The organism is Pseudomonas sp. Hz4 (genome assembly GCF_054898165.1).
In genome coordinates, this window is sequence record NZ_CM142719.1 from 2,320,399 (window position 1) to 2,335,741 (window position 15,343).

The 15,343-nt window shown below is 59.5% G+C and carries 16 protein-coding genes and 2 pseudogenes; 9 read left to right on the forward strand and 9 right to left on the reverse strand.

Features of this window, described 5'->3' with window-relative positions; translation table 11 throughout:
* The first annotated feature begins 3 nt into the window (after nt 1-3).
* The 3 genes from ACYZTR_RS10465 to cysB all read left to right on the forward strand — a co-directional run bounded on the left by ACYZTR_RS10465 (nt 4) and on the right by cysB (nt 2,708).
* A complete protein-coding gene (locus tag ACYZTR_RS10465) occupies nt 4-909 on the forward strand; it encodes a 5'-nucleotidase (protein ID WP_461978595.1) in 906 nt (301 codons plus the stop codon).
* A 94-nt stretch (nt 910-1,003) separates the two neighbouring features.
* On the forward strand, nt 1,004-1,507 hold the full coding sequence (locus ACYZTR_RS10470; protein ID WP_461978597.1) for a universal stress protein: 504 nt from the start codon (nt 1,004-1,006) through the stop codon (nt 1,505-1,507).
* Nucleotides 1,508-1,733: 226 nt separating this feature from the next.
* Nucleotides 1,734-2,708: an HTH-type transcriptional regulator CysB gene (gene cysB / locus ACYZTR_RS10475; RefSeq protein ID WP_247292775.1), complete on the forward strand. Its 975-nt coding sequence runs from the start codon at nt 1,734-1,736 to the stop codon at nt 2,706-2,708.
* 9 nt (nt 2,709-2,717) lie between these two features.
* On the opposite strand, the gene ACYZTR_RS10480 is transcribed toward cysB, so the two are convergent.
* Together ACYZTR_RS10480 and ACYZTR_RS10485 are read right to left on the reverse strand one after the other, a co-directional pair.
* Complete coding sequence (locus tag ACYZTR_RS10480) at nt 2,718-3,200, reverse strand: GreA/GreB family elongation factor (RefSeq protein ID WP_461978599.1); 483 nt, start codon at nt 3,198-3,200, stop codon at nt 2,718-2,720.
* A 14-nt stretch (nt 3,201-3,214) separates the two neighbouring features.
* Nucleotides 3,215-3,625, reverse strand: coding sequence for a hypothetical protein (locus tag ACYZTR_RS10485; protein ID WP_461978601.1), 411 nt, complete (start codon nt 3,623-3,625; stop codon nt 3,215-3,217).
* Between the two features lie 124 nt (nt 3,626-3,749).
* Between ACYZTR_RS10485 and earP the strand changes: the two genes are divergently transcribed.
* Both earP and ACYZTR_RS10495 read left to right on the forward strand, forming a co-directional pair.
* Nucleotides 3,750-4,892 (forward strand): elongation factor P maturation arginine rhamnosyltransferase EarP, encoded by a 1,143-nt coding sequence (gene earP / locus ACYZTR_RS10490; RefSeq protein ID WP_461978603.1) that lies wholly within the window; start codon nt 3,750-3,752, stop codon nt 4,890-4,892.
* A 48-nt stretch (nt 4,893-4,940) separates the two neighbouring features.
* Nucleotides 4,941-5,510 carry an elongation factor P gene (locus tag ACYZTR_RS10495; RefSeq protein ID WP_028619992.1) on the forward strand — a complete coding sequence of 190 codons (570 nt, stop codon included), beginning with the start codon at nt 4,941-4,943 and terminating at the stop codon, nt 5,508-5,510.
* Between the two features lie 66 nt (nt 5,511-5,576).
* On the opposite strand, the pseudogene ACYZTR_RS10500 reads toward ACYZTR_RS10495, so the two are convergent.
* The 4 genes and pseudogenes from ACYZTR_RS10500 to ACYZTR_RS10515 all read right to left on the reverse strand — a co-directional run.
* Nucleotides 5,577-6,377: pseudogene (locus ACYZTR_RS10500) on the reverse strand (alpha/beta hydrolase); the annotation flags it as partial.
* Between the two features lie 77 nt (nt 6,378-6,454).
* Nucleotides 6,455-6,874, reverse strand: coding sequence for an organic hydroperoxide resistance protein (locus ACYZTR_RS10505; RefSeq protein ID WP_461978605.1), 420 nt, complete (start codon nt 6,872-6,874; stop codon nt 6,455-6,457).
* 319 nt (nt 6,875-7,193) lie between these two features.
* The gene (locus ACYZTR_RS10510) at nt 7,194-7,655 is read right to left on the reverse strand and encodes a MarR family winged helix-turn-helix transcriptional regulator (protein ID WP_461978607.1); all 462 of its coding nucleotides are present in this window, start codon (nt 7,653-7,655) and stop codon (nt 7,194-7,196) included.
* 68 nt (nt 7,656-7,723) lie between these two features.
* Nucleotides 7,724-8,681: pseudogene (locus ACYZTR_RS10515) on the reverse strand (LysR family transcriptional regulator).
* A 111-nt stretch (nt 8,682-8,792) separates the two neighbouring features.
* Between ACYZTR_RS10515 and ACYZTR_RS10520 the strand changes: the two are divergent.
* Nucleotides 8,793-9,542 (forward strand): sulfite exporter TauE/SafE family protein, encoded by a 750-nt coding sequence (locus tag ACYZTR_RS10520; RefSeq protein WP_461978609.1) that lies wholly within the window; start codon nt 8,793-8,795, stop codon nt 9,540-9,542.
* On the opposite strand, the gene ACYZTR_RS10525 is transcribed toward ACYZTR_RS10520, so the two are convergent.
* Nucleotides 9,532-10,386 (reverse strand): LysR substrate-binding domain-containing protein, encoded by an 855-nt coding sequence (locus ACYZTR_RS10525; RefSeq protein WP_461978611.1) that lies wholly within the window; start codon nt 10,384-10,386, stop codon nt 9,532-9,534. The two genes, ACYZTR_RS10520 and ACYZTR_RS10525, sit on opposite strands and share 11 nt — an antisense overlap.
* Nucleotides 10,387-10,482: 96 nt before the next feature.
* Between ACYZTR_RS10525 and ACYZTR_RS10530 the strand changes: the two genes are divergently transcribed.
* Nucleotides 10,483-10,698 carry a DUF1127 domain-containing protein gene (locus ACYZTR_RS10530; RefSeq protein ID WP_461978613.1) on the forward strand — a complete coding sequence of 72 codons (216 nt, stop codon included), beginning with the start codon at nt 10,483-10,485 and terminating at the stop codon, nt 10,696-10,698.
* A gap of 64 nt (nt 10,699-10,762) precedes the next feature.
* Complete coding sequence (locus tag ACYZTR_RS10535) at nt 10,763-11,992, forward strand: winged helix-turn-helix domain-containing protein (RefSeq protein WP_461978615.1); 1,230 nt, start codon at nt 10,763-10,765, stop codon at nt 11,990-11,992.
* Between the two features lie 84 nt (nt 11,993-12,076).
* On the opposite strand, the gene ACYZTR_RS10540 is transcribed toward ACYZTR_RS10535, so the two are convergent.
* Nucleotides 12,077-13,423 (reverse strand): class II 3-deoxy-7-phosphoheptulonate synthase, encoded by a 1,347-nt coding sequence (locus ACYZTR_RS10540; RefSeq protein WP_461954042.1) that lies wholly within the window; start codon nt 13,421-13,423, stop codon nt 12,077-12,079.
* A gap of 152 nt (nt 13,424-13,575) precedes the next feature.
* On the opposite strand from ACYZTR_RS10540, the gene ACYZTR_RS10545 reads away from it, so the two are divergent.
* The gene (locus ACYZTR_RS10545) at nt 13,576-14,331 is read left to right on the forward strand and encodes a spermidine synthase (protein ID WP_461978617.1); all 756 of its coding nucleotides are present in this window, start codon (nt 13,576-13,578) and stop codon (nt 14,329-14,331) included.
* 142 nt (nt 14,332-14,473) lie between these two features.
* Here the strand turns inward: ACYZTR_RS10545 and ACYZTR_RS10550 are convergent, their stop codons facing one another.
* Entirely contained in the window at nt 14,474-15,265 is a 792-nt protein-coding gene (locus ACYZTR_RS10550) for a crotonase/enoyl-CoA hydratase family protein (RefSeq protein ID WP_461978619.1), read from the reverse strand.
* Between the last annotated feature and the right edge of the window lie 78 nt (nt 15,266-15,343).

The following is a 15,343-nucleotide window of genomic DNA, read 5'->3' on the forward strand; positions in this document are numbered from 1 at the left end:
GGCATGGCAAAAACGATCGACGACAAACTGGTGCTGGCGATTTCTTCGCGTGCGCTGTTCGACCTGAGCGAAAGCCACAAGGTCTATCTCTCGAGTGGTGTCGAGGCCTATCGGCAATATCAGATCGAACACGAAGATGAAATCCTCGAGCCCGGTGATGCATTCCCATTGGTGCAAAAACTCCTCAGCTTGAACACCCGCCTCGGCCGCGCCCGGGTCGAGGTGATCCTGGTGTCGCGCAACAGTGCCGACACCGGCCTGCGGGTGTTCAATTCGATCCACCACTATGGCTTGGCAATTTCCCGCGCGGCATTCGTCGGCGGGCGCAGTCCTTATCCGTACCTCAAGGCGTTTGGCTGTGACCTGTTTCTCTCGACGCATGCCGAAGACGTGCGCAGTGCACTGGATGCCGGGTTCGCCGCGGCGACCATTCTGTCGGGTGGCGCCAGCCGTGCGGCCAGCGATGAATTGCGCATTGCCTTCGATGGTGATGCGGTGCTGTTTTCCGACGAGTCGGAGCGCGTCTATCAGTCCGATGGTCTGGAAGCGTTTCAGGCCAGCGAGCGCGAAGCCGCCCGCGAGCCGTTGCGCGGCGGGCCGTTCAAGGGCTTCCTTGCGGCCCTCAATCTGTTACAGCGCGAGTTCCCGGATGACGCCTGTCCGATCCGCACGGCCCTGGTGACCGCGCGATCGGCGCCGGCCCATGAGCGGGTGATCCGCACTTTGCGCGAATGGGACATTCGTCTGGACGAGTCGCTGTTTCTCGGCGGCCTGACCAAATCGGCGTTTCTCGAAGCCTTCGCCGCCGATGTGTTTTTCGACGATCAGGCCGGTCACTGCGAGTTGGCCCGCGAGGTGGTCGCCACCGGTCACGTGCCCCATGGCATAAGCAACGAGCTAAAGGTTTAAGCCCGCGGTTCAACGCGTTACGCGGGACGTCGTACTCGCCAAGGCACTGCTAAGCTGAATCAATCTCGGCCATGTTGGCACTCGAGGAGGTCATATGATTCATTCGATACTGTATGCCACCGACCTCGGCCTGTATGCACCGTTGGTGATGCAACATGCCCTGGCGCTGGCGCGGACATTCAATGCTGACCTCTACGTGGTGCACGCCGTTGAACCGATGGGGTTGTTCGCCGAATCGGTGCTTCAGAGTTACCTCGATGAGCAGGCGTTGAACGAGTTTCACAGCCAGGGTCTGAATACGGTGATTGCCAATATCGAGCAGCGGGTACTCGACAGCTTTCGTGAAGAACTGGGGGGCGAGGGGGAACAGGACCTGGAACGAATTAAAGCGGTGCGGGTGCTTCAGGGCGACCCGTCGCAGGTGATTCTCGACCAGGCGCAGAAACTCTCCGTGGATTTGTTGATCGTAGGTAGTCATAGCCACGGTGCTGGCGCGGAAACGCCTTTGGGCCGGACCGCAGCGCGGGTGTTGCAACTGTCTCGGGTACCGGTCTATTTGGTGCCGCTGGTGGAACGTCGTCGCCAAGGGGATCGTTAGTGTCCTGCCTCGCAGATGCTGTTCCTTTTGACGGCGTCTGTTTCTGCCATGCTGCGTTGCCGCTCCTCGCGCCACTCGTCAAAAGAGGAACGTATTCACGAGGCAGGACACCAGAACACGAATAGTGGCAGTTTGATAAAAAGTTCTAGATTTATTCTTCAAACCATTAATATAGTTATATCCCGTCGCTGATGCCCGTGGCGTCTACCTGCTTTGAGGGATTCATATGAAGCTTCAACAATTGCGCTACATCTGGGAAGTGGCGCACCACGACCTCAACGTTTCCGCGACAGCCCAAAGCCTTTACACGTCGCAACCGGGCATCAGTAAGCAGATCCGCCTGCTGGAAGACGAACTGGGGGTCGAGGTATTCGCCCGTAGCGGCAAGCACCTGACCCGCGTCACCCCGGCCGGCGAGCGCATCATCACCACTGCCGGTGAGATCCTGCGCAAGGTTGAAAGCATCAAGCAGATTGCCCAGGAATTCTCCAACGAGAAGAAAGGCACCCTGTCGATCGCCACCACGCACACCCAGGCGCGCTATGCATTGCCACCGGTGATCAGCAATTTCATCAAGCAATACCCGGACGTTGCCCTGCACATGCACCAGGGTTCGCCGATGCAGATCGCCGAAATGGCCGCTGATGGCACCGTGGATTTTGCCATTGCCACCGAAGCGCTGGAGCTGTTCGGTGATCTGGTGATGATGCCGTGTTATCGCTGGAACCGCTGCGTGGTCGTGCCTCAGGGCCACCCGCTGACCAAGCTGTCGAAGTTGACCCTCGAAGCGCTGGCCGAATACCCGATCGTAACTTATGTGTTTGGTTTTACCGGCCGTTCGAAACTCGATGAAGCGTTCAGCCATCGCGGCCTGACACCGAAAGTGGTGTTTACCGCCGCCGATGCCGACGTGATCAAGACTTACGTTCGCCTGGGCCTGGGCGTGGGCATCGTGGCGAAAATGGCGGTCGATGCCAAGCTCGATAGCGACCTGGTCATGCTTGATGCCAGCGATTTGTTCGAATCCAGCATTACTAAAATCGGTTTCCGGCGCGGCACCTTCCTGCGTGGCTTCATGTGCGACTTCATCGAGAAGTTCGCCCCGCACCTGACCCGCGAAATCATGGCCAAGGCCATCCAGTGCCACAACAAGCAGGAATTGGAAGAGCTGTTCGACGGCGTCGAACTGCCGGTCCATTAATCTCCCTTTCTATACCACCTCGGTAACAGCAAACTGTTGCCGAGCGCCCGCCACCAGAATCTCCACCTCGTCCCCTTCGAACTTGCCCAGCAGGCTTTTGCCCAGCGGCGAGCGGGGGGTGATGACGGTAATCCATTGCCCCACCAGATCGACCTTCAAACCCGCCGCATCGGGGGCCAGGAACAGCCATTGTTCACGTCCCTTTTCGTCTTCGAGACCGAGCAGGGCGCCGATTTCGATACCGCGCTGATCGTCATACGGGCGCAACGTCAGGTTCTGGCAAAGCGTCAGTGAATGACGGATCTCCTCGACCCGCTTCGCCTGTCCGGCCGCGAGGTATGACGCTTCCAGACCCAGCGTGTCGTATTTGTTCTCGGCGATATTTTCTTCGTGGGTCGCGGTTTCGTAAGCGGTTTGTGCGGCACGCTCGGCGATGTCGAGATCGATCCGCAGCTTGTCGAGAATCAGTTGGTGGACGGTAGGCTTGTGCATGGTCAGGTTCATGATCAATCGCAGAATTGCTGGACGTTGGCGCGGCTTTTTTCGCTCGGTGCAGTCTGGTCCTGTTGCAACCAGAACTGGCATTTGGGGTTCGATAGGTTGCGGTTACCGCTGCGCGCCTGATCCAGCCTTTGCTGCTGTTCGTTTTTGCGCAGGTTTTCTTCGTATTGTTCGAACAACGGGCTCTGCGGAGGACTATCCGGCACCGGTTGCACCACCACCGGCGGTTTGGCCAGTTGTTGTAAAGCCTCAGCCACGGGCGCCAATGGCTCGTTGAACAGTAGGCGAGAGGCGAGCCAGCACGTCAGCGCGATTGCGATAAACCCCAGCCACAAACCCAGGGCAATGCTGCCGGTCAGTTGCAAGGCGCTGAGCTGGATCGGCAACGGGCGGCGCGGGTTTGGGTGGTAGGGCATGGCTGCCTCCTGGCGGGTGGTCGCGGGCGAGTGGCGATTGTCGCATGAAGATTAATCGCCGTCGGCTCTTCTGCACGGGGTAATTTATGAGGACAATCGGCGCCTTTGCCAACGGGAGCCTGGAATGCCTGAAATGAAAGCCCGCTGGGATATTTTCTGCACGGTGGTCGACAACTTTGGCGACATCGGCGTGACCTGGCGTCTGGCCCGACAGCTGGTGGCCGAACATTCGGTGACGGTGCGCTTGTGGGTCGATGATCTGCGGGCCTTCGAGCGGTTGTGCCCGGACATCGACATCAACGCCTCACAGCAATGGCAGCAGGGCGTCGAAGTGCGTCAGTGGACGGCCGACTGGCAGCCCACTGACGCTGCGGATGTAGTGATCGCCGCGTTCGCCTGCCAATTGCCGGGCGCTTACATGGACGCCATGGCCGAGCGGGAAAAACCGCCGCTATGGATGAATCTCGACTATCTGAGTGCCGAGGACTGGATCGTCGGCTGCCACCGTTTGCCGTCGGTGAAGTACAAAAGCGTACAAAAATTCTTTTTCTTCCCGGGGTTCCAGAAGGGCACGGGCGGCTTGTTGCGTGAAAGCGGATTGCTTGAGCGTCGTCAGCAGTTTCAGCAGAACCCCGAGGCTCAGCGAGAATTCCTGCAAGGTTTAGGGATTGATCGCGCCCAAGGTGCGCAGCTGGTCTCGCTGTTTGCCTACGAAAATAAAGGGCTGGCCAGTTGGTTTGATGCAATGGCTGCCGACTCGACGCCCACTCATCTGCTGGTGCCCGAAGGTCGGATTCTTGGAGATGTCGAGCGTTGGCTCGGTGTGGACGGTTTGGTGGCCGGCGCCGTGCATGCGCGCGATGCCTTGACCGTGCAAGTGCTGCCATTCGTCCGACAGGACCAGTATGACCTGTTGCTGTGGTGCTGCGATTTCAACGCCGTGCGCGGTGAAGATTCCTTTGTCCGCGCCCAATGGGCGGGCCGGCCGCTGCTCTGGCACATCTATCAGCAGGACGAAGACATCCATCTGGACAAGCTCGAGGCCTTCCTCGCGCTGTACACAAAAGAACTGTCGGAGCCTGCCAGAGAGGCAATCAGCGGTCTTTGGCATTCGTGGAATGCCGGTGAGACAATGTCCGACCACTGGCTGGCGACCCGCAAACACTGGCCAGAACTGCAAAAACACGCCGAAGCGTGGTGTCTGGAACAAGCCTTGCAGGATGATCTTGCCGCAGCGCTGGTACAGTTTTATGTAAATTGGATATGATACGCGGCCTAGATTTTTGTAAATCCCATCCAAATTCGGATATTCGCAATGAAAACTGGTAAAGAACTGAAACCCGGTACCGTGATCCGTCTCGAAAACGATCCTTGGCTGGTTCAGAAAGCTGAATTCACCAAGTCTGGTCGTAACAGCGCGATCATGAAGACCAAGCTGAAAAACCTGCTGACCGGTTACAAGACCGAGATCGTTTACAGCGCCGACGACAAATTGGACGACGTAATCCTCGACCGCAAAGAAGCGACCCTGTCCTTCATCAGCGGCGACACCTACACGTTCATGGACACCACCGACTACACCATGTACGAGCTGAACGCTGAAGACATCGAAGCCGTTCTGCCTTTCGTTGAAGAAGGCATGACCGATGTTTGCGAAGCGATCTTCTTCGAAGAGCGTCTGGTTTCCGTAGAACTGCCAACCACCATCGTGCGCGTAGTTGACTACACCGAAGGTTCGGCTCGCGGCGACACTTCCGGCAAGGTGATGAAGCCTGCCAAGTTGAGCAACGGTACTGAGCTGCAAGTTGCTGACTTCATCGAAATCGGTGACAAGATCGAGATCGATACCCGCGAAGGCGGTTCCTACAAAGGCCGTGCTAAATAAGCACCGCTTCAGGAATGAAAAAGCCCGACCATTGAGTCGGGCTTTTTTGTGTCTGACATTTACCGCTTACTTGAGGTGTTGCTTGAGTTCTTCGCACGCTTGCAACATCGCCGAACGCACCGCAGGCACCTGGCTCACTACATTGAGCAAACCATAGTCGTGGATCATGCCGTTGTAGCGAACTGCAGTGACCGGCACCCCAGCCTCGTCGAGTTTGCGGGCGTAGGCTTCACCTTCATCGCGCAACACGTCGGCGCCGGCGGTCTGCACCAGGGCAGGTGGCAGGCCCTTGAGTTGCGCGGTGCTCGCCCGCAGCGGCGAGGCGTAGATCTCGTTACGCTGCCTGGCGTCGGTGGTGTAGTTGTCCCAGAACCACTTCATCATGTTTTTGGTGAGGAAGTGCCCCTCGGCAAACTGCTTGTAGGACGCCGTCTCGAAACTGGCGTCAGTCACCGGCCACAGCAGCACCTGGAACTTGATTGCCGGCGTGCCCTTGTCTTTGGCCATCAGCGCAACCACTGCCGCCATGTTGCCACCGACACTGTTACCGGCCACGGCCAGACGTTTGCCGTCGACGTTGATCTCTTTACCGTGCTCGGCCACCCACTGGGTCGCGGCGTACGCCTGGTTGATCGCTACCGGGTAATGCGCTTCTGGCGACGGTGTGTAGTTGACGAACACTGCCGCCGCCCCCGATCCCGTTACCAAGTCCCGAACCAGACGTTCGTGGGTTGGGAAATCCCCCAGCACCCAGCCACCGCCATGGAAGAACATGAACACTGGCAGCGGGCCTTTGACCCCGGCCGGTCGGACGATGGTCAAATTGAGCGGTTGGCCGTCGACTTGAATGGTCCTCTCGCTGACATCGGGCGAGAAGGGTACCGGTCAAGACTTTACTGAAAGAGCTCATGTTCGTTTCCTGGTTCGGGCCTGGGAATCAGCGGTTAGACGGTAACGTGCAGGCGCACATCGACGTTGCCACGGGTGGCGTTGGAGTACGGGCAGACCTGGTGGGCAGCGTCGACCAGGCTTTGCGCTTCGGCGTGTTCAAGCCCCGGCAAGCTGACGTGCAGGTCGATGTCCAGACCGAAACCACCAGGGATCTGGCCGATGCCAACCTGAGCGGTGATCGAGGCGTCGTCCGGGATTTTGCGTTTGGTCTGGCTGGCAACGAATTTCAGCGCGCCGATGAAGCAGGCGGAGTAACCGGCTGCGAACAGTTGCTCAGGGTTGGTCGCTGCGCCACCTGCACCACCGAGTTCTTTGGGCGTGGCGAGTTTGACGTCGAGGATGTTGTCGCTGGAAACCGCACGACCGTCACGGCCACCGGTGGACGTGGCGATGGCGGTGTAGAGAGTTTGCATGGTGTGAGCCTCGTTCGGGATTGTTGGTTTTGCGCTAAATATTTGCGCGCTAAGTACATGCGTGGTTAATTTAGTTCGCGAATATTTAGCGCGCAAGATAAATGGTAAAAAAAGTTTGGCGAAGACCTGAAAGGGCGTGAGCACGGAATGGCGAAAGGGTTGAGTTAGAGCTGTTGCTGCAGGATGTTGATGCGGAAATTTTTTTGCGACTTTGAGGGCGCCTTCGCGGGCAAGCCTCGCTCCCACAGGATTTGCGAGAGAAATTGTAGGAGCGAGGCTTGCCCGCGAAGAACGATAACGCGCTCTAGCAGTTAATTCCCTAAAGGCTGTCTTGCAGATTGCTGCGCAGCACTTGCAGCTCCGCTTGCAGTTTCTGCAGGCGCTCCAGCGTCATACCGCTAGCGCCGAGGATGCACTGGGGAACGCCCCGCGCCTTGTCCCGCAAGGCGCGGCCCTGTTCAGTCAGCTCGACAATCACCACCCGCTCGTCCTCACGGCTGCGGGTACGGCTGAGCAAGCCTTCGACCTCCAGGCGTTTGAGCAGTGGCGTCAGTGAACCGGGATCGGTCAGCAGTCGCGTGCTGATTTCGCCTACGGTCAAACCGTCCTGTTCCCACAACACCATCATCGCCAGGTATTGCGGATAGGTCAGGCCCAGCGCTTGCAACAGGGGCTTATAGACCTTGGTCATCAGCAGCGAGGTGGAATGCAAGGCGAAGCAGGCCTGATTGTCCAGCAGCAGGTCGTCGCAGTTATCCGGGGTGTTGCGCTTGGTGGTCATTTCGAAGCCTTGATCAGTGATCTCATGAATTTAGCGGGCGAATCTTTACTGCGCTAGACAATTCTGGGCTAGTGCTTGTCCAGGTTGGTTTGCAGCGCCAGATCCCACGGCGGGATCGGGCTGAAGCGGGTTTTCAGGTATTCCAGTAACAAGCGACTGCGGGAATTGGGTTGTTGCTCCAAGCGCAGCGCGTAAATGCCGGTGGTCTCCGGCGGTGGCAGGCCGTTTTCGCAAAACAGTGGCAGCAACTCGCCGCGCAGCAAGTATTCGCTGGCCAGCCAGGTCGGCAAGTGCGCAATACCCAGCCCGGCCAATGCGCCGCAGACCAGCGCCTCGGCATTGTTGGCGCTCATGCGGATGCGCGCGGGGCGGTGCAAGTGCATCTGCCCATCCCGCTCGAAACGCCAAGCGAACGGTGGGGCCAGACCCTCCCAGTCGAGGCCGTCGTGCTCAATCAGCTGCGCCGGATCGGTCGGCACGCCACGCCCTTGCAAATACTCGGGGCTGGCGCAGGCAATGCGCACCATACTCGCCAGCGGCGTGGCCACCAGCCGGGTATCGGCCATTTGCCCGGCGCGCAGCACCAGATCGACCTTACCCAGATTCAAACCCTGCATGTCGACGAAACTGTCGATGAGGTGCAGTTGCACGTCGAGGCCTGGGTAGAGCATCAGAAAATCGGCAATCACCGGCGCCAGATGTCGCCGCCCGAACGCTGCCGGTGCATCGATCCGAATCAAGCCTTCCGGTGCGCTGCTCAAGGATACCGCCTCAGCCCGAGCCAGCCGCAGTTCAGCCACGATACGCCGTGCGCGTTCGGCAAAAGCCAGACCTGCCGGGGTTGCGCGCACTGCGTGGGTGCTGCGAATAAATAATTGGCTGCCGACGGCGTTTTCCAGGCTATCAATGCGCCGCGCCACTGCCGAAGGCGTCAGCGGGTGGCGGCGGGACGCGGCGGAAAAAACTACCGGTTTCCAGCACGTCGAGGAATAGACCCAGTTGTTCGGTCAATTGATTGGGGTTCATGTATTGTCAGCGCTTATGCGAAGTTGGCACAGCCATTGTGCGTTGCTGTGCGTTTCCCCACCATCGCCGACTGCGTAGGATGAGTAGCCTGACGTAAGGGGAAAAGCGCCTGTGATTGAATTTTTGATGTATCTGGTCTTTGGCGCCGCCCTGGGAACCCTCGGCGGGTTATTCGGCATTGGCGGTGGTCTGATCGCGATCCCGCTGCTGGGCGTGTTGTTCGGCCTCGATCAGCAGGTTGCCCAAGGCACGGCGCTGGTAATGGTGGTGCCCAACGTGATGCTGGCGCTGTGGCGTTATCACCAGCGTAATCGCATTGAATTGCGCCATGCGCTGCCATTAGCTTCGATGGGTTTCTGTTTCGCCTGGATCGGCTCGATCTGGGCGGTGGGCATAGATGCGCAAACCATGCGCGTCGGATTTGTCGCGTTCCTGATTGCCCTGTCGGCCTACAACCTGGTGCGAATGTTCTGCGCCAATGCGCCGGCGTCTGCGCAGATGAATTATTCATGGCCATGGCTGGGCGTACTCGGCGCCGCCTCCGGCACCATGGGCGGGTTATTTGGCGTGGGCGGGGCGGTGGTGGCAACGCCGGTGCTGACCAGTCTGTTCGGCACCAGTCAGGTAGTCGCGCAGGGTTTGTCGCTGGCGCTGGCGTTGCCGAGCACGGGTGTCACGCTGGTGACTTACGCGGTGCACCATCAGGTGGACTGGATGATCGGCCTGCCCTTGGCGGTCGGTGGTCTGATGAGCATCAGCTGGGGCGTGAGGATCGCTCACGCACTGCCGGAGCGGCTGCTGCGCGGACTGTTCTGCGGTTTCCTGGTGCTCTGCGCGGTGATGCTCGCCCTTAAAGTTTGAAACCTTCGACGATGTGTTCGGCCAGGCACTCGGTGATCGGCGACGGGTTGTGCAGGTTGCGCACCAGCATGATGCTGGCTTCCGGCAGGATCGGCAGGTCTTCGGCTTCACCGAGAATGCGCATGTCCGGGGTGACCAGGCTTTCCAGTTGCGCGGTCACCGCCAGACCGGCGCTGACCACCGCCATGATGGCCGACAGGCTGTCGCTGTTGTACGCCACGCGGTAATCGCGACCCATGGCATCCAGCGCATTGCAGGCCCATAGGCGGCAGAAGCAATCGCTGTTGAACATCGCCAGCGGCAGTGGCGTTTGCTCGTGGGCGCTGAAACATTGCGCCTCGGCCCAGACAAAGCGCTCTTTGCGCAGTAACTGGCCGATTTCGTTGCCCGGCTCGCGGGTGACGATGGACAAGTCCAGGTCCTGGCGCAGCAGCAATTGTTTTGATGATTCGCAGTGCACCTCGATCTGGATCAGCGGATACGACTGCGCAAATCGCCGCAGAATCCCCGGCAAAAAACGCATGACGTAATCGTCCGGCGTGCCAATGCGCACCATGCCGACCATGTGCGGCTCGCGCAGCGTATTGAACACCTCACTGTGCAGCTTGAGGATGCGCCGGGCATAGCCGAGCAACACCTGCCCCTCAGCCGTCAGCCGCACCTGCCGCCCGTCTCGCTGGAATAACTGACGTTGCAACACGTCCTCTTCCAACCGCTTCATCTGCATGCTCACGGCGGATTGAGTGCGGTTGACCAACTCGCCGGCACGGGTAAAGCCCCCCTGGTCGGCGATGGCGACAAAGGTGCGCAGCACTTCGGTGTCGATACTAGGGTAGGCGGACATTCATCAATCTCCGAGATGTGTTACATCAGAAACATTCGTTGGATTGATCTTAGCCCCGGCGCGACACTTGAGCCATCCCAAACGGAGGGCAACAAGATGAAAGGTCAAAAAGGTTATGCAGACGTAGAAAAACACTCCATCCACCTGATATCCGATTTGCTGCACAAAGTTAACCGCTGGTACGAATTGCACCGTGAACGTGAAATGTTGGCGGGTATGAGTGATGAAGCGTTGAAGGACATCGGGCTAAGTCGTGCGGATGTCGAGCACGAAACCATCCGCCCATTCTGGGATGACCCGATGCACAAATGAGTAAAGCACAACTACACAAACCGTCTCCCGGTGAGGTAGGTTGCGAGCAGACAAGGAGATGCTCATGCCCGCAACAGTGTCCTTTTCCATCAAACAGGCTCGGCGTCTGGCGCTGGCTGCCCAAGGGTTCAACGGGCGCCAGCCGCCGGCGGCGATCAAACCGGTTCAGCTCAATCGTCTCATTGAACGGTTGGGTATTCTGCAGATCGATTCGGTCAATGCGTTGGTGCGATCGCACTACCTTCCCTTGTTTTCTCGCCTTGGTAATTACTCCTCCGACTTGCTCGACCAGGCTGCCTGGAGTTCGGGCCGGCGGCGCACGCTTTTCGAATATTGGGGGCATGAAGCCTCGTTGCTGCCCTTGTCGATGTACCCGTTGATGCGCTGGCGCATGCTGCGCGCGACCCGTGGCGAAGATATTTACCAGCAATTGGCATGTTTCGGTCGTGAGCAGCAGGACACGATTCGTCGGGTGCTGGCCTCGGTTCAGGCGCTGGGCGCGCTGGGTGCCGGAAGCCTGTCGACCCGTCAGGAGCGGGCAGGGCCCTGGTGGGACTGGAGCGCGGAAAAGCATGCGCTGGAGTGGTTGTTCGCCGCCGGTGAAGTGACCGTGGCCGGGCGGCGTGGGTTCGAACGGCTTTATGATCTGCCGGAGCGGGTGATTCCTTCGGCGATACTTCAGCAACCGTTGCTCTCGGAAGCTGAGGCCCAGCGAGGTCTGTTGCGACATGCCGCGAATGCCTTGGGTGTGGCGACTGAAAAGGACCTGCGCGATTATTTTCGACTGAGTCCCGGTGATGCCCGTCCGCGCTTGGCGGAACTGGTGGAGGCGGGTGAATTGCTGTGCTGTGAAGTCCAGGGCTGGCGGCAACCGGCTTATTGCCTGCCGGAGCCGAAAGTGCCGCGCAAGGTCGAAGCGAGTGCGCTGCTTTCACCGTTTGATTCGTTGATCTGGGAGCGCAGCCGCACTGAGCGCCTGTTCGATTTTCGTTATCGGCTGGAGATTTATACGCCGCAGGACAAGCGGGTCTATGGCTATTACGTGTTGCCGTTTTTGCATAATGAACGGATTGCCGCGCGGGTAGACCTGCGCGCCGAGCGGGCGTTGGGCAGACTGGCGGTGCACGCTGTGCATGAGGAAGAACCGGGGCTGGATGACGAGGGGATGCTGGCGTTGGCGGTTAATCTGCGGCAGATGGCGGATTGGCTGGGGCTTGAACGGGTTCAGTTGAATTGTCCGCGGACGAGTGCGGCGCGGTTGCGGGTGGCATTGGCCAGTATTGGCGGTGACTGAGCTGACGCCTTCGCGAGCAAGCTCGCTCCCACAGTTGACCGAGTTGTGTGGGAGCGGGCTTGCTCGCGAAGGGGGCGCTGCGATTTAGCGCCGGACTTGTTTCAGGGTTTCAGCAATCAAAAACGCCAATTCCAGCGACTGATCGGCATTCATCCGCGGATCGCAATGGGTGTGATACCGGTCCGACAACCCGTCTTCGGTAATCGGCCGCGCGCCACCAATGCACTCGGTGACGTTCTGCCCGGTCATCTCGATGTGGATGCCGCCGGCATAAGTGCCTTCCGCTTCGTGAACCTGAAAGAACTGCTTCACCTCTCCAAGAATTTGCGCGAAGTCGCGGGTCTTGTAGCCGCTGCTGGCCTTGATGGTGTTGCCGTGCATCGGGTCGGAACTCCAGAGCACCTGCTTGCCTTCACGCTGCACCGCGCGGATCAACGCCGGCAAATGATCGCCAACCTTGTTTGCGCCCATCCGCGCAATCAGGTTCAAGCGACCCGGATCGTTGTCCGGGTTAAGTACATCGATCAGGCGAATCAGGTCTTCGGGGTTCATGCTCGGGCCGACTTTGACCCCGATCGGGTTGTTCACACCGCGCAGGAACTCGACGTGAGCGCCGTCGAGCTGACGGGTGCGGTCGCCGATCCACAGCATGTGCGCTGAGCAATCGTAGTAATCGTTGGTCAGGCTGTCGCGGCGCACGAAGGCTTCTTCGTAGTTCAGCAGCAGCGCTTCGTGGGCGGTGAAGAAACTGGTTTCGCGCAGTTGCGGCGAGCTGTCCATACCGCAGGCGCGCATGAACGCCAGGGTTTCATCGATGCGATCGGCGAGGTGGCTGTACTTCTCGGCCAGCGCCGAGTTGGCGATGAAATCCAGGTTCCACTTGTGCACCTGATGCAGGTCGGCGAAACCGCCCTGGGCGAAGGCGCGCAGCAGGTTCAGGGTCGCGGTGGACTGGTGGTAGGACTGGAGCAAGCGCTCCGGGTCCGGCACGCGGCTTTTTTCATCGAAACCGATGCCGTTGACGATGTCGCCACGGTAGGCCGGCAGGGTTACGCCGTCGATGGTTTCGTCGTTGGCTGAACGGGGCTTGGCGAACTGCCCGGCCATGCGCCCGACCTTGACCACCGGGCAACCGGCGGCGAAGGTCATGACGATCGCCATTTGCAGCAGGACTTTAAAGGTGTCGCGGATTTTCGCGGCGGAGAACTCGGCGAAGCTTTCAGCGCAGTCGCCGCCCTGCAACAGAAACGCGCGGCCCTGGGTCACTTCGGCAAACTGACGGCGCAACTCCCGGGCTTCACCGGCAAACACCAGCGGCGGATAACTGGCCAGCGTTTGCTCGACGTGCAGCAAATGCGCTGCGTCGGGGTAGTGGGGTTGTTGCTGGATCGGCAGGGCGCGCCAGCTGTCAGGGCTCCAGGGTTGGCTCATCACGGTCTCTAGTGTTTTACGCTCGGACGGTCATGTTATCAGCAATTAGTGCGTGACCTGTTCCCGTCGCTTCGCGGACAATCGCGCCTTTGCAGCTGTATACCAGCAGTTTTATTGCGTTTGCCGGGGCCCGGTAACGATCAGGAGACGAAATGACTGAGGAGCGCGTCGAGCATCTGCTCGCCGAGGTGCAGGATGAGTTCGGCGTGATTCGCGTGCTGGAAGTGGCCGATTACCGCTTTCTCGAGTTCGGTGATGCCATCGAGCAGAGCTGCGTGTTCACGGCTGATCCGAGCTGGCTTGAATACGATTACACCCGGGCGATGCTGATTGGCGCGTTGTGCCACGAACAGCCGGAAAGCGCGCTGTTCCTCGGTCTCGGTGCCGGCACCCTGACCCAGGCCTGCCTCAAGTTTCTGCCGCTGGAAGACGTCGAAGCCATCGAACTGCGGCCCGACGTGCCGCGCCTGGCCATTGAATACCTTGGGCTGGATGACGATCCGCGGCTGTATATCCGGGTGGGCGATGCGCTGGAGTTGCTCGATACCGCTGAGCCGGCGGATCTGATTTTCGTCGATCTCTATACCGATGTCGGGCCGGGTGTCGGGCATCTGGCCTGGAATTTCCTGGAAAACTGTCAGAATCGCCTGAATCCGGGTGGCTGGCTGGTGATCAACCAGTGGGCCACCGACGATGGCAAACCGTTGGGCGCGGCGTTGTTTCGCGGGCTCTATCACCGGCACTACTGGGAACTGCCGGTGAAGGAGGGCAATGTGATTCTGATTGTGCCTTCGGAGCTGGATCAGGAACTGGACATGGATGGCTTGAACGCCCGGGCCGAAGGGCTGGCACCGCGTTTGGGGTATTCGTTGCAGTCGTTGATCAAGGCGATTCGCCCGGCGACATAAGTGTTGGTGAGATAACTGTGGCGAGGGAGCTTGCTCCCGCTCAAGTGCGCAGCACTCACAAAATCTCCATTGATTACCAGGATTTTTGGGGCCGCTCCGCAGCCCAGCGGGAGCAAGCTCCCTCGCCACAAAAGCCGGCTTGTCAGCAACCTTTGAAGACCCCCGGTCGCTTCTCGATCATCGACCGCACGCCTTCCTTGGCATCCTCACTGGCCAACAACTTCCTCACCAGCGGCGGTAACCCCTGCGCCGCGGCTGTTTCCCCTTCATAACGTGCCTGCCTCGCAGACATCAACGTCGCCTGAACCGCAAGCGGCGCCTGTCGGGCAATCCGCTCAGCCAACTCAATCGCCCGTGGCAGCAAATCCTCGCTGGCCATGACTTCCTGGACCAATCCCAGGTGCAGCGCTTCATGGGCATCGAACTCATCGCCGGTCAGCAGCCAGCGCATGGCGTTGCCCCAGCCAGCGACCTGATGCAGGCGCAACGTGGCGCCGCCGAACGGGAAAAGCCCCCGTTGCACTTCTTTCTGGGCGAAGCGGGTGTTGCTGGCGCACAGGTTGATATCAGCGGCCAGCATCAATTCGATACCGATGGTCAGGCAGTAGCCTTGCGCGGCGACAATCACCGGTTTGCTCACTCTGGGGCCAGCGAATACTCCCCACGGATCGCAGCCGCCGGGCGGTGCTCGCCAGCCTTCAGCCAGGGCCGCGCTGGCACTGACCAGATCAAGCCCTGCGGTGAAATGCTCACCATGGCCGAACACCACCGCCACCCGCGCCTCGCTGTCGGCCTCGAACTCGCCATAGGCCAGGCTCAGTTCGTTGATCAGATCGAGGTCGAAGGCGTTGCATTTGGCCACCCGATCCAGGCCAATCATCAGGACATGACCGTGCCGTTCACGGCTCACACGACTGGAGCAGGGCTGATTCATGGTGCATTTCCTCGGGCGGGAAGGGTTACGTGAGACCGCAGGTCTGCGTCACAAGGGTGAACCGTTTTAGCGCGATCG

What these genes read in the sequence shown, in the direction of transcription:
- ACYZTR_RS10465 (WP_461978595.1), top strand. Translation starts at nt 4, where the DNA reads ATGGCAAAAACGATCGACGACAAACTGGTGCTGGCGATTTCTTCGCGT.
- ACYZTR_RS10470 (WP_461978597.1), top strand. Translation starts at nt 1,004, where the DNA reads ATGATTCATTCGATACTGTATGCCACCGACCTCGGCCTGTATGCACCG.
- cysB (WP_247292775.1), top strand. Translation starts at nt 1,734, where the DNA reads ATGAAGCTTCAACAATTGCGCTACATCTGGGAAGTGGCGCACCACGAC.
- ACYZTR_RS10480 (WP_461978599.1), bottom strand. Translation starts at nt 3,200, where the DNA reads ATGCACAAGCCTACCGTCCACCAACTGATTCTCGACAAGCTGCGGATC.
- ACYZTR_RS10485 (WP_461978601.1), bottom strand. Translation starts at nt 3,625, where the DNA reads ATGCCCTACCACCCAAACCCGCGCCGCCCGTTGCCGATCCAGCTCAGC.
- earP (WP_461978603.1), top strand. Translation starts at nt 3,750, where the DNA reads ATGCCTGAAATGAAAGCCCGCTGGGATATTTTCTGCACGGTGGTCGAC.
- ACYZTR_RS10495 (WP_028619992.1), top strand. Translation starts at nt 4,941, where the DNA reads ATGAAAACTGGTAAAGAACTGAAACCCGGTACCGTGATCCGTCTCGAA.
- ACYZTR_RS10505 (WP_461978605.1), bottom strand. Translation starts at nt 6,874, where the DNA reads ATGCAAACTCTCTACACCGCCATCGCCACGTCCACCGGTGGCCGTGAC.
- ACYZTR_RS10510 (WP_461978607.1), bottom strand. Translation starts at nt 7,655, where the DNA reads ATGACCACCAAGCGCAACACCCCGGATAACTGCGACGACCTGCTGCTG.
- ACYZTR_RS10525 (WP_461978611.1), bottom strand. Translation starts at nt 10,386, where the DNA reads ATGTCCGCCTACCCTAGTATCGACACCGAAGTGCTGCGCACCTTTGTC.
- ACYZTR_RS10530 (WP_461978613.1), top strand. Translation starts at nt 10,483, where the DNA reads ATGAAAGGTCAAAAAGGTTATGCAGACGTAGAAAAACACTCCATCCAC.
- ACYZTR_RS10535 (WP_461978615.1), top strand. Translation starts at nt 10,763, where the DNA reads ATGCCCGCAACAGTGTCCTTTTCCATCAAACAGGCTCGGCGTCTGGCG.
- ACYZTR_RS10540 (WP_461954042.1), bottom strand. Translation starts at nt 13,423, where the DNA reads ATGAGCCAACCCTGGAGCCCTGACAGCTGGCGCGCCCTGCCGATCCAG.
- ACYZTR_RS10545 (WP_461978617.1), top strand. Translation starts at nt 13,576, where the DNA reads ATGACTGAGGAGCGCGTCGAGCATCTGCTCGCCGAGGTGCAGGATGAG.
- ACYZTR_RS10550 (WP_461978619.1), bottom strand. Translation starts at nt 15,265, where the DNA reads ATGAATCAGCCCTGCTCCAGTCGTGTGAGCCGTGAACGGCACGGTCAT.